13 protein-coding genes are annotated in these 13,300 nt (G+C 27.3%); 10 read left to right on the top strand and 3 right to left on the bottom strand.

The window, feature by feature from the left end:
- Positions 1–50: 50 nt before the first annotated feature.
- Positions 51–1,676, top strand: a complete 1,626-nt coding sequence (locus ACEXNK_RS01225; RefSeq protein ID WP_373601135.1) for an ABC-F family ATP-binding cassette domain-containing protein — start codon at positions 51–53, stop codon at positions 1,674–1,676.
- A gap of 240 nt (positions 1,677–1,916) precedes the next feature.
- Positions 1,917–3,293, top strand: a complete 1,377-nt coding sequence (locus ACEXNK_RS01220; protein ID WP_373601136.1) for a hypothetical protein — start codon at positions 1,917–1,919, stop codon at positions 3,291–3,293.
- A 24-nt stretch (positions 3,294–3,317) separates the two neighbouring features.
- On the opposite strand, the gene ACEXNK_RS01215 is transcribed toward ACEXNK_RS01220, so the two are convergent.
- Positions 3,318–3,722, bottom strand: coding sequence for a lecithin retinol acyltransferase family protein (locus ACEXNK_RS01215; RefSeq protein ID WP_373601137.1), 405 nt, complete (start codon positions 3,720–3,722; stop codon positions 3,318–3,320).
- 56 nt (positions 3,723–3,778) lie between these two features.
- Entirely contained in the window at positions 3,779–4,639 is an 861-nt protein-coding gene (locus ACEXNK_RS01210; protein ID WP_373601138.1) for a YitT family protein, read from the bottom strand.
- A gap of 289 nt (positions 4,640–4,928) precedes the next feature.
- On the opposite strand from ACEXNK_RS01210, the gene ACEXNK_RS01205 reads away from it, so the two are divergent.
- From ACEXNK_RS01205 to ACEXNK_RS01195, 3 genes are all read left to right on the top strand, one after another.
- The gene (locus ACEXNK_RS01205; protein WP_373601139.1) at positions 4,929–6,317 is read left to right on the top strand and encodes a cation:dicarboxylate symporter family transporter; all 1,389 of its coding nucleotides are present in this window, start codon (positions 4,929–4,931) and stop codon (positions 6,315–6,317) included.
- Between the two features lie 124 nt (positions 6,318–6,441).
- A complete protein-coding gene (locus ACEXNK_RS01200; RefSeq protein ID WP_373601140.1) occupies positions 6,442–7,104 on the top strand; it encodes a hypothetical protein in 663 nt (220 codons plus the stop codon).
- A complete protein-coding gene (locus ACEXNK_RS01195) occupies positions 7,085–7,639 on the top strand; it encodes a TVP38/TMEM64 family protein (protein WP_373601141.1) in 555 nt (184 codons plus the stop codon). Before ACEXNK_RS01200 ends, ACEXNK_RS01195 begins: the two co-directional genes overlap by 20 nt.
- A 25-nt stretch (positions 7,640–7,664) precedes the next feature.
- On the opposite strand, the gene ACEXNK_RS01190 is transcribed toward ACEXNK_RS01195, so the two are convergent.
- The gene (locus tag ACEXNK_RS01190) at positions 7,665–7,829 is read right to left on the bottom strand and encodes a hypothetical protein (protein ID WP_373601142.1); all 165 of its coding nucleotides are present in this window, start codon (positions 7,827–7,829) and stop codon (positions 7,665–7,667) included.
- A gap of 381 nt (positions 7,830–8,210) precedes the next feature.
- Here ACEXNK_RS01190 and ACEXNK_RS01185 point away from each other — a divergent pair, with 381 nt between their 5' ends.
- The 5 genes from ACEXNK_RS01185 (at position 8,211) to ACEXNK_RS01165 (ending at position 13,288) form a co-directional block, all read left to right on the top strand.
- Positions 8,211–8,774, top strand: a complete 564-nt coding sequence (locus ACEXNK_RS01185) for a hypothetical protein (protein WP_373601455.1) — start codon at positions 8,211–8,213, stop codon at positions 8,772–8,774.
- A 115-nt stretch (positions 8,775–8,889) separates the two neighbouring features.
- Entirely contained in the window at positions 8,890–10,521 is a 1,632-nt protein-coding gene (locus ACEXNK_RS01180) for a hypothetical protein (RefSeq protein WP_373601456.1), read from the top strand.
- A 156-nt stretch (positions 10,522–10,677) separates the two neighbouring features.
- A complete protein-coding gene (locus tag ACEXNK_RS01175) occupies positions 10,678–11,097 on the top strand; it encodes a MarR family winged helix-turn-helix transcriptional regulator (RefSeq protein ID WP_373601457.1) in 420 nt (139 codons plus the stop codon).
- 13 nt (positions 11,098–11,110) lie between these two features.
- Entirely contained in the window at positions 11,111–12,481 is a 1,371-nt protein-coding gene (locus ACEXNK_RS01170) for an MATE family efflux transporter (protein WP_373601458.1), read from the top strand.
- A 195-nt stretch (positions 12,482–12,676) separates the two neighbouring features.
- Complete coding sequence (locus ACEXNK_RS01165; RefSeq protein WP_373601459.1) at positions 12,677–13,288, top strand: hypothetical protein; 612 nt, start codon at positions 12,677–12,679, stop codon at positions 13,286–13,288.
- The last annotated feature ends 12 nt before the right edge of the window (positions 13,289–13,300 follow it).

Raw genomic sequence — 13,300 nt, 5'->3', positions numbered from 1 at the left:
GAAGAGTTGTAAAATTTTATAAATTTTAGTGTTAGAAAGGAAAAGTGCGAATGTTACAAGTTACTAATGTAGGACTTAGATTTGGTGATAAAGAGTTATTCAAAGATGTTAACTTAAAATTCACTAAAGGAAATTGTTACGGGATAATAGGAGCTAATGGTGCAGGAAAATCAACTTTCCTAAAAATATTAGCTGGTGATATAGAAGCAAATACTGGAAGTGTGTCTATAACTGAAAAGGAAAGAATGTCAGTTCTTAGACAGGACCACTTCAAATATGAAGAAGATACAGTTTTAGATGTTGTTATAATGGGACATGCTAGATTATACCAAATAATGAAAGAGAAAGATGAGTTATATATGAAGCCAGATTTTTCTGAAGAAGATGGTATAAAAGCTGCTGAACTTGAAGGTGAGTTTGCTGAACTTGATGGATGGGATGCAGAAACAAATGCAGAAAAATTATTAATGGGTCTAGGTATAACTAAAGACGTACATTACAAGCAAATGAAGGAATTAACAGGTGGAGATAAAGTTAAGGTATTATTAGCTCAAGCTTTATTTGGTAAGCCAGAAATACTAATAATGGACGAACCTACAAACCACTTAGATTTTCAATCAATAAACTGGTTAAATAATTTCATAATGGATTTAGAAGATTCTATTGTTATAGTTGTATCACATGATAGACACTTCTTAAATCAAATATGTACAAATATAGTTGACGTTGACTTTGGTAAAATACAAATGTATGTTGGTAACTACGACTTCTGGTATGAGTCAAGTCAATTAGCATTACAATTAGCTAAAGACCAAAATAAAAAAGCTGAAGAAAAAATAGCTCAATTAAAAGAGTTCATCGCAAGATTCAGTTCAAATGCTTCTAAAGCTAAGCAAGCAACTTCTAGAAAGAAACAATTAGAGAAGTTAGAAGTAGAAGATATACAACCATCAAGAAGAAGATATCCATATGTAGGATTCACTCCTGAAAGAGAAATAGGAAATGAAGTTTTAGAAGTAAATAACTTAACTAAAACTATAGATGGTGTTAAGGTTTTAGATAATGTATCTTTTAGATTAGAAAGAGATGATAAAGTAGCGTTCTTAGGTGATGAGATAGCTATAACTACATTATTTAACATAATAATGGGAGAAGATACAGCTGATAGTGGAGATTTCAAGTGGGGAGTAACAACTTCTCAAAGTTACCTTCCTAAAAACCACAATAAATACTTTGATGGTGTAGAATACTCATTAGTTGACTGGTTAAGACAGTACTCTGAAGAAAAAAGCGAGAGTTTCATAAGAGGATTCTTAGGTAGAATGTTATTCTCTGGAGAAGAAGCTTTAAAACAAGCTCAAGTTTTATCTGGAGGAGAAAAAGTTAGATGTATGTTATCTAAGTTAATGTTATCTAATGCTAACGTATTAGTTTTAGATGACCCAACTAATCACTTAGACTTAGAGAGTATAACTTCTGTAAATAAAGGTTTAGAGAAGTTCTCAGGAGTATTAGTATTTAACTCTCATGACCAAGAGATGATACAAACTCTTGCAAATAGAATAATAGAAATAACTCCAAATGGAATAATGGATAGAAAAACTACTCTTGAAGAGTACTTAGAAAATAAAGATATACAAAAGCAATTAAAAGAAATGTATAAAGAAGCAAAATAATAAGTCTTTATATTAATTAGAAACACTCAATTTGTGTTAGATAGAAATTAAACTTATATGTTAAGTAAAAAATTCTACCTAGCACTAATGAGTGTTTTTTATTTTACAGTATTTTTATCTATTTTAAAAAAATGTAAACCTAAAAATATAGTTGGTTTACTTATTTTATGTGAATATAGTATAATTAATATATAATAAAAAAGCTAAATTAAAATAAAAAGTCTAGGGAGTTTATGAATTATGTTATCAAAAATATCAAATAGAACCATATATGATATTTGTATACTAGGTTCGGGAATTAGTGGCATATTTTTAGCATATACTTTAGCACAAGGTAATAATAGAAAAATATTAATGATAGAAAAGGGTAAAAAATTTGAAGAAAGAGTATGTCCTATAGAATATAAAATTAATAATAAATGCATAAATTGTAAAATTTGTAGTAGGATACAAGGATTTGGAGGATTAGGAAGATCAGAGGGAAAGTTCAATTATACTAATGATTTCGGAGGTAGCTTGAATGAAAAAATAGGAGATGAATTATCGTTAAAGCTAATGAATATGGTAGATGAAATTTTATGTAAATTTGGAGCAGATAAAATTGACTTATATAACACTGAAAATGAAAAATTAAAAAATATAGCTAAAGAAAATGGTTTTGAAATACTGACTACAAAGACTAGGCACTTAGGAACAAAGCTATCTTATGAAATTGTACAAAAAATGTATACTCATCTTAAGGATAAGATAGATATAATATGTGAAACGGAAATTAATAGAATAACTAAAAGTAAGGATATTTTTATACTGTCTAATAATGATATATGTATTAAATCGAAAAATGTAGTTTTAGCAATGGGGACAAGTGGAAAAGATAAATTTAAAAATTATTGTGAAGAGTTTAAAATAGATTATGGAAAAGCTAGAGTAGATATTGGTATAAGGGTAGAAATGAAGAGAAAACAACTTGATGATATATTAAAATATTCAAAAGAAACTAAAATACACTATAAATGTAAAGATTACGAGGCTTTTACATATTGTATGAACCCAAATGGTAGAGTGATTAAAAAGTATCAAAACAATATGGTCATGGCGGATGGACAGAATTGCAATGAAGTAGATAACCCAACTTCTAATTTGAACTTTACAGTTTTTGTACCGAGGTATTTTAATTCAAAGGAAGAATCAATTATATATGTAAAAACTATGTTAAGTTCTATAAATAAGAATAAGGATAGAATAATAGTTCAAAGACTTAAAGATTTACTAAATAATAAAGTTACAACTATGGATATATTAAATAAAAATACTGTAAAGCCTACATTAAAAGCTGATGGATGTAATTTATATAATGAGATACCTAAAATTTATATAGATGGAATATTAAGTATTTTTAAGTGTATAGAAAAGATGACAGGGAAATCTATTGAGGAAGATACATTACTCTATGGAGTAGATGTAAAATTATATGAGCCAGAGGTAAGCACTAATAAGTATTTTGAAACTAAGGAAAAAGGACTATATATTATAGGTGATTGTTCAGGGACTACATATTCTTTATCACAAGCTGCAGCTAGTGGTATATATTTAGGGAGAAATCTATTAGGACATTAAAATGCTAGTTAACAATACTATTAACTAGCATTTTTTATTTAAAATAAAATCAAAAAAAATAGTAAATAATATTAAATTTACTATTAAGTTTACTTGGTTAGACTTGCTTACACCAGTCTTACACCAAAGTCCAAAATGCTCACAATTATTGAATATTAAATTAAAATTCTCTTCGCCAATACGAGATTTTGCTCTACTTACAACTTCACAAGCATCTATATCACTACAATTAAAATTATATATTGAAAAACTATCTTTACTAGCTAAGAATCTATCCAGAGTAGTTTGTCTTATGCACATTTCCCTTAAAAATCTATCATCAATTTTTCCATCGTAATGTATAACGCAATCATCATTTATATATATGCCAAAATGCTTATACAGTCCATGATCTACAAATATTAAGTCTCCATAATTAGCTTTGGGCATAAAAAATCCTCCTAAAATCATATATAATAAATTATGATTTTAGAAGGATAATGTTACTACGCCATAGTTTTGAAACCTTCTCCTAAAACTTCGTGAACATCACTTACAATTATAAAAGCACAAGGATCTATACTTTTTATAACTTTTTTAAGATGAACTTCTTCATTTTTAGAAACTACTACTAATAATACATTTTTATCTTCATTAGTGTAGCCGCCTTTACCTTGAAGGAATGTAACACCTCTTTTAACTTCTTTAGTGATACCATCTCTTAGATTATCAGGTTGATTAGATATAATCATGAATGCTTTAGAATAGTCAAAATCAGATACTATAGCATCTACTAATTTTACTATTATATAAAGAGCAACTCCCGAATATAGTGCTGTTTCCAAGTTTTTACTAGCAATACCTGCCGATATAACTACCATTCCGTCTAGCATAACCATAAACTTTGAAATCGGTACACTAGGGAAAACTTTATTTAACATAAGAGCGATAAGATCTGTTCCGCCTGTAGAAGCGTCCATTTTAAGTACTATACCAAGTCCGACTCCTAAGCAAAGAGCTCCAGATATAGCACATAATAGTACGTCCTCAGTAACATGAGCATTAGATAGTGGTGATGTAATGCTTAATATTAAAGAAAATACTGTCATACCTATTAATGTTTTTATAGAATCTTTTATTCCTAATATTTTTACTGAAAAAATAACTAGAGGAATACCTATTCCCATCATTACTACTGATATCGGTAAACCTGTTAACTTTCCTATAACTACAGATAAACCACTAAGGCCCCCGGGTGCTATAGTATAAGGTTTAAGGAACATGTTAATACCGATACTCATGAAGATACATCCAAAAATTAATCCAATGGATTCGAAAGCTAAACTTTTAAAAACGTTTTTTTTCATATAACACCTCGCAATATATATTATAATTACACAAGCTATAGTATAACAAATAAATACATATGTTGGGAATATGATTTCCTATTTTGGTAATTTTAAGATTATTTACAATAATGAATGAATAGAGAAAATAAAAAATAAGTATTATTTTGTAAAAATATTAAAAATTGAATGGGAAAATATTGACATTGATAAAAGAATAATATAATATAAGTAAGCAAAGGGGGATTAGTTAAAAAAATAACTAATCGAAGCAATTATATAATATAATACATCTTGGAGGAAACCAATAATGGGAGAAAGTTCGTTTTTATCACAATTTTTAATGGTAACAGACATTAAAACTGTACTTTTCATGGGGGTTTTATTAGGGACATTTTTCATAGTAAAACAGTTTGAAAAGAAGAAGGTCAAGTTCTCAACGAGAACAATTTATGCAACAATAATAGGTCTTTTATTAGGAATTATAATTCAAGTAGTGGCAGGGCTTCCAGAAGATCCATCACAAGTTGTTTGGTTACAAGAAGTTACTAAATGGTATGGATTATTTGGATATGGATTTATGGATTTATTAAAAATGTTAGTTGTACCTATGGTATTTGTATCAATTATAAGAGTTATAATTAATATGAAAGAAGGAGACAACTTACAAGCATTAACATTTAGATCAATTGGGATGTTACTTGGTACTACAGCATTAGCTGCAGTAATAGGAATAGTAGTTGGAAATATTATGCAATTAGGTGTAGGAGCAGAAGTAGCTGGTATTGAAGCTCCTGAAATGAGAGAAATAACACCATTAGTAGATACATTAAGAGGGTTACTTCCGGCAAATCCTGTAGGGGCTATGGCTGAAGGTAATATAGTTGCTATAATAATATTTGCGACATTTTTAGGACTTGCAACTAATAGAATGAAGAAAAAATATATGGATGTTGTAAAACCTTTTATAGATTTAGTAGAAGCGTTTTATAAAATAATTGTTAGTGTCGCAATGACAGTTATAAAATTCATGCCTTATGCTGTAGTAGCATTACTTGCAAATACTATAACTGCACGAGGTATAGCATCTATGATATCGGTTGTTGAATTTGTAGTTGCATTATATGTAGCAACAGCTATACTTTTTATAGTTCATTTAGTAATAATAACTTTAAATGGATTAAACCCAGTAACTTATATAAAGAATGCAGCAGAACCTCTATTATTAGCATTTACTTCTAGATCAAGTTTAGGAACGCTTCCTGTAACTATAGAAGCTCTTGTTGAAAAACAAGGAGTTGATGAAGGTGTAGCGAGTTTTACTGCTAGTTTAGGAGCTAACATGGGGATGAATGGATGTGCTGGAATATATCCTGCATTAATGGCTATAACTATAGCTAATATGGCAGGAATTGATAAAGATATAAGTTTCTATGTAATGTTATTAGTTGTTATAACTATATCTTCACTTGGTATAGCGGGACTTCCTGGAACTGCAACAATGGCTGTGTCAGTGGTTGTATCAGGAGTTGGACTAGGAGCATATTTCCCATTAGCAGGAGGAATACTTGCAATAGATCCAATACTTGATATGGGAAGAACAATGATAAATGTAAATGGAGCAACAACATCTTCTATAGCGGTAGGTAATTCATTAGGCAAATTAGATAAAGAAATATTTAATTCGAAGAATATATAGAACACAAAAAAGCTTTGTTCATTTTAATGAACAAAGCTTTTTGTGTATTTAACAATTATATAAATATATAAATAACTATTGAATATAATAATGAGTATAGAATATATTCAACAGGAGATAAAAAATGCAAAGAAAATATAAAGTTATAATAATAGTATTTATATGTATTATGATATTAGTAGGCACTGTATATTATTTTCTTACACCAGATAACTATGCTTATATAGAAGGTAAAGATGAAAAAATAAAAAATAAACAGGATTTAGAAGAGATATACTTAAAAGATTTTGAAATATATCCAGAAGGTTTAGAAGCAAGTATAAAGCTAGTTGTAGAAGAAAATAAATTTAACAGCGTATTAAACTCAATGTTAGATAAAAGTAATAGTAATATAGAAAGTATATATGTAAATTTAAATGAAAATAACTTGTATGTATATATACCATATGAAATTATTAATTTAATTGATACACAAATAGAGTTTAAAGCTATACCAAAAGTAGATAAAAATAAATTTTACATAACTATAGACGATGCTAAGTTAGGAAAAATAAATATAAATGATAATATAGTAAGTAAAATTATAAAAGACAATATAAGTAGCCCAAATTTAAAAGCTGAAAAAAATATTATAGTGATAAATGAAGATATTATAACTCCACTAAGCTTAAAAGATATAAATGTAAATAAAAATAATATATATATAACTGCAAATATTTCTATTAATGATTTAATAAAATTTGTAGGTGATAATGGAGTGAAAATTGATGGAGCAAATAATATATAATTTACAAGAATATAAATTATTAGTAGCTTTGATTGGATTTATAATAATAGTAGTAGAAACTTTTATACCAGCACTTCCATTGGTGGCTATAGTAGGTGCTAATGCTTTTGTACTTGGAATATGGCTTGGTTTTTTTATATCTTGGGTAGGTTCGGTAGTAGGGTCTATTGGTTTATTTTTAATAAGTAGTAAAATTTCAAATGCTAAAATTATAAACAGAATAAATAATGATAAAATTTATAAGTTTAAAGATTGGGTAAAAAAACAAGGATTTAGTATGATATTTATAACTTATCTATGTCCATTTATACCTGACTTTTTAATAACAATAACATCAGGGATGTCTCAGATGAAACTTGCTAATTTTATACCAGGGATGATATTAGGAAAATTTATAATGTTTTTAGGAATAAGCTATATAGGTAATGATTTTACAAATTTTATAAAAGATCCTATTAAAGTAGCTTCTTTATTAATAATAATTGTAATATTCTGGGTATTAGGGAATAAGGTAAATAAAAGAATAAATGGATAAAAAAAGACTATACATAAAGTATAGTCTATTTTTTACTGGATAGGCAGTTTGGACAAAAATCTGATTTAAATTTATTTATGTTGGTATTCATTTCAAAATCAGTAGAATAAGATAGACCGTTAAGTTTACATCCACACTCTATACATCTATTATCTCTTTTTAATATTAATTGCTCTTGGCTAAGCTTCATAGTATATACCTCCTAAATTGTCTTTAAAAAATAAAGTTATATTTAATATTATTTTAAAAAATATAAAAAAAAATCGAAAAAATTATATATACTTTATTATATTAAAAAAAATGAAAATTGAGACACTTTTAGACAAAGTCCTAAGAAAGCTAAGTAAAATAATACTAATAACAATAATATTAAGTAAATTTAAATATAATTGTTTAATATAAACACTAAATTTAAAAATTTTCTATAATATTTAAAAAAAGAAAGTTTTATTAATAATAGCTTTAATAATTAAAATAATAACAAAAAGAATATTTGAAGTTTTAATAAAATGGTGGTAGAATAGAGTAGTTATCATAAAAAATTATAAACCTAAATGTTGGGGGTAATAAAATGCAGAAGATATATATAATAACAACATATACAGGAACTGCTCTTTCTTACCTAATAAGGAGAATAAGCAAAACTCCTTATGCTCATGTATCAATAGCTCTTAATCAAGATTTAAGACCGATGTATTCATTTGGTAGATTAAATCCTAAAACACCTTTATTTGCAGGTTTTGTAGAAGAAAACATAAATGAAGGGTTGTATGCTATAAAAACAAATACAAGATGTAGAGTATATTCCTTATACGTAACGAATGAACAATATAATAATTTATATAAAAACATATTAAATGTAAGTGCAAATAGAAACAAATATGATTATGATGTTTTGGCTCTTATATACTTATCTAGAAATAAACCTAGAGAAGCAGAATATAAATATGTGTGTTCTCACTTTGTAGCAGATATGCTAGAAGAAAGTAGAATAAACTTATTTGATAAGCCATCATATGCAATAAGACCAAATGACTTTTTCAATCATGAAGGACTTACTTTAGAATATGAAGGATTATTAAGTGAATACAGAGCAAAGGAAAAAATATTTGAGTATAGCTTAAGTAGTGTATAAATTAAAATAAATACTTCCTATAATTTACAGGGAGTATTTATTTTTTTGTAAAAAATGGATATAATTAATATTAACAAATAATTACAAAAATTAAAAAAATAGGAAGGAGTAATAAATGAAAAAACTTATAAAGATTTATGGTACTGCATTAATAATTGTTTCTATATATGCAATTATTCAATTACCTGTACTTAGATTAGATTTCACATCGTTATTTTCTACATTAACAATATTTTTTATAATTGCTGGAATATTAGACATGATGCTGGATAAAGGAGAGAGTACATCTAAATTAGCTAAAAGAAATTTTTCTATAGCTATAGTTTTAATTGCTTATATTATTATTGTTCCATTCATAACTTCATCACCTATATTGCATTCAAAGGCATATAGAAATTTACTTGGAGAAGTTAAAGAAAGTAATTTTGCAAAAGATGTAAGTCCTGTTAGTGTAAATGATATTAGATTAGTTGATGAAGATATGGCTATGAAATTAGGAGATAAAAAACTAGGTGAGGTCCCAGCTATAGGAAGTGTATCTAAACTAGGTAAATTTCATATACAAAATGTAGATGGAGAATTGTATTGGGTAGCACCTTTAGTACATAGAGATATAATAAAGTGGGTAACAAATATGAGTGGGACAAATGGATACGTTATGGTATCAGCAAGTAATCCTCAAGATGTAAGATTAGTACAAGAAGTAAATGGTAAGCCTATAAAAATAGTTTATCAACCAGATGCATACTTACATCAAGATTTAAGAAGACATATGTATTTAAAAGGATATGTAGATGTAGGAATGACAGATTTTACATTAGAAATAAATGATGAAGGAAAACCTTATTGGGTAGTTACACTTTATGAAAATGCTGTTGGATACAATGGTAAGAATGCTACAGGTATTGCTACTGTAGATACACAAACTGGTGAAGTTAAAAGTTATGATATAAAAAATGCGCCTAAATGGATAGATAGAATACAGCCTCAAGAATTTGTAACACAACAAATAAATGATTGGGGAACATATGTAAATGGATTTTTAAATGCTGTTATATCAGAAAAAGGAGTATTAGTAGCAACAGAAGGTACATCTCTAGTTTATGGAGATGATGGAAAATCATATTGGTATACTGGTATAACATCAGCAGGAGCAGATGATTCTACTATAGGATTTATGCTAGTAGATACTAGAACAAAAGAAGCTAGATTGTATAAACAACCTGGAGCAACAGAAACAGCAGCTATGGTATCTGCTACTGGTAAAGTTCAGGAGAAAAATTACGAAGCAACATTCCCTGTTATGTATAATATATTAGGAAAACCTACATATGTAATGTCGCTAAAGGATAAAGCTGGACTAGTTAAGATGGTTGCCTTTGTATCTGTTGAAGATTTTAATATAGTAGGGATTGGAGATACTAAAGAAGAAGCTTTAAGAAGTTATAGAGAACAATTAAAATCAAAAGGAAATAATGTAAATATAGAAAATGATACAACAAAGATAAGTAACACAGGGATTATACAAAGAATCAATTCAGATGTAATAGATGGGAACACATCATATTATTTTACAATAGATAGTATAAAGGATTCTATATTTGTAGTATCATCTAAAGTTTCAACTGAAGTACCTATAACTAAAGAAGGAGATAGTGTCAAAATTTCATATGAAAAAGATCAAAAAGGAGCAATAGATATTATGGATTTTGATAACTTGAGTATTAATTCTGATAAAAAAGAATAATGTAAAAAGCTGCATTTTATGCAGCTTTTTTATTTTTAAATTTGATTTTAAATAAATAGTTGCAATAACAACTAAATTAATGTATACTAATATAGTTGCAATGACAACTATTTTAATATTAAATAATTTATTTCGTATTTGGATAGGGGGAACACCATGAGAAAAGAAGGTAAATGTATAGGTAGATATATATCCCAAATACATAGGAAGGGAAGTATATTTATATCAAAAGAACTTAATAGTTTAGGTATAGGTTCAGGACAAGTAATGTTTTTACTAGAACTATATAGAGGTGATGGTAAAAGTCAAGAAGAACTTGCTGAAAGGCTTAATATAGACAAAGGTACAACTGCAAGAGCAATAAAAAAATTAGAAGAAGCAGGTTTTTTAACTAGAGAAAGAGATTTAGTAGATAAAAGAGCTTATAAAGTATACTTAACTGAAAAAGGTAAGGATATAAAAGAAGAGGTATATGAAATAATGATGAAGTGGGAGGAAAAAATAACCTCTAATTTAAATAAAGAAGAAAGTGAAAATGTAGTAAATCTTCTGATGAAAATATGTACAACTATGTAAAGGAGGAATATGTATGAAAAATGAACAAATACTAGGCACAGAATCAATACCAAGGTTGTTACTTAAGTATTCTGTTCCTGCAATAATTGGTATGATGGTAAATGCATTATATAATGTAGTAGATAGAATTTTCATAGGAAATATACCTGATGTAGGGCCACTTGCTATAACTGGAGTTGGAATTTGTTTACCTATAATGACTATAATATTGGCTTTCTCTATGCTTATAGGGATTGGAGCTACAACGAATATATCTATAAAATTAGGGCAAGGAAAAAGAGAAGACGCTGAAAGAATTATAGGAAATAGTATATCTTTATCTATAATAATAGGACTTATAATAAGTGTAATTGGTATAATATTTGGAGATACAATATTAAAATTATTTGGAGCCAGTGACTTAACTATACAATATGCTAAAGATTATATATATATAATTTTAGGTGGTAGTATATTTAGTATGTTAGGGTATACACTTAACAATACTATTAGAGGGGATGGGAATCCTAAATTAGCAGCTATGATAATGATTACTGGGTGTTTAACTAATATAGTATTAGATGCATTACTGATATTTGTACTTAAATTAGGAATACAAGGAGCTGCTATAGCAACAGTTGCTTCTCAGATAGTAACGGCTATATGGGGATTAAGTTATTATATAAAAGGAAAATCTAACTTAAAGTTTGAAAAGTCTAGTTTGAAACTTGACAAGAATTTAGTTAAAATAATTTTTGCTATAGGATCAGCACCTTTTGCTATGCAGTTAGCTACTAGTTTAGTTCAAGTGATTTCAAATAATGCATTGAAAATGTATGGTGGAGATCTAGCTATAGGTGCTATGGCTACAATATCATCTATATCAATGATGTGTTTAATGCCTATCTTTGGATTAAATCAAGGGGCTCAACCAATAATAGGATTCAACTTTGGGGCAAAGCAATATGACAGAGCTAATAAAACATTTAAATTATCTGCATTAGTAGCGATAGTTATAATGACTACTGGATGGATTTTAGTACAAACTATTCCAGAAGTTATAGTAGGTATGTTTAATAAAGATCCAAAACTTATGAGTATATCAGTAAATGGAGCTAAAATATACTTATTAATGTTGCCTATAATAGGTATATCTATAACAGGATCTAATTATATACAATCAATTGGTAAAGCTAAAATTGCTATGTTTTTAAGTTTACTTAGACAAGTTATATTATTAATACCTATGATAATAGTATTGCCAAGAATATTTGGATTAGATGGGGTTTGGTATGCTCAGCCAGTTTCAGATTTTATAGCAACTGTTATAACATCTATTATATTATACAAAGAGTTAAAAAGTTATAAAAAAGTTAAAGTAAAAGATCAAGAAGTAACAGCATAAATAAGTAAAAAGCATAGTCTTATGACTATGCTTTTTTTTGAATAAAACAAGATAAAAGTATACAAATTATACGCTTAAAAAAAGTATTTAGTGATATAGGTAAAGCAAATTTTTATTAAAGTGTAAATTTTATAATATAAATTTAATATAATGAAACTAAGACTCGCTATAATATACATCAAGGAGATAGAAAAAATGATAGGTATGGAAAAAGAAATATTAGTTTTAATGAGCCAAGTTAGATGTGCAACAGAACAACAATTTAATAAGTTTTTTTCTAAAAAAAGAAAAATAGTTAAATCTCCTTATAAAAAGACATTAAGGAGGATGTGTAGAGAGTTTACACTAAGAAAGTATCCATGTAATGTAACTTATGGAGAATATAAAGATAGTTCAGGTATATATTACCTGAATGGAGGAAAAACATATAAAGGTAAAGAACTTTTAAAGGTTATAATAGGATCAGATATAGCACTTAAGATGGAAGCTTCAGGATATGAGATAAGAAGATTTTATCGTAATGTATCTATAGATAAAGATAAATATGATATATATATTGAATATTTAGATAAGGATAAAAATCTAAAACAAAAGCTTATAGATATTAGACTAAGTGATATTTTTAAAGCTAGTAAATATAAAAATTTGCCATACAAAATTATGAATTCGACAATACCGTTTTTTGAGATACCTGAAGTTATAATAATAACTCAAGAAAAATCAATAGATCAACATAGACTAAAATGCATTAATTCAAATGTAAAGATAGTTAATATAAATTTAGATAACTTAACAAAACATTTATAAATATAAGACCAC

This window comes from Paraclostridium bifermentans, from assembly GCF_964259345.1.
Lineage (GTDB): Bacteria > Bacillota > Clostridia > Peptostreptococcales > Peptostreptococcaceae > Paraclostridium > Paraclostridium bifermentans_B.
Note: the sequence above shows the minus strand (reverse complement) of the source record. Positions and strands in the feature narration are given on the sequence as shown.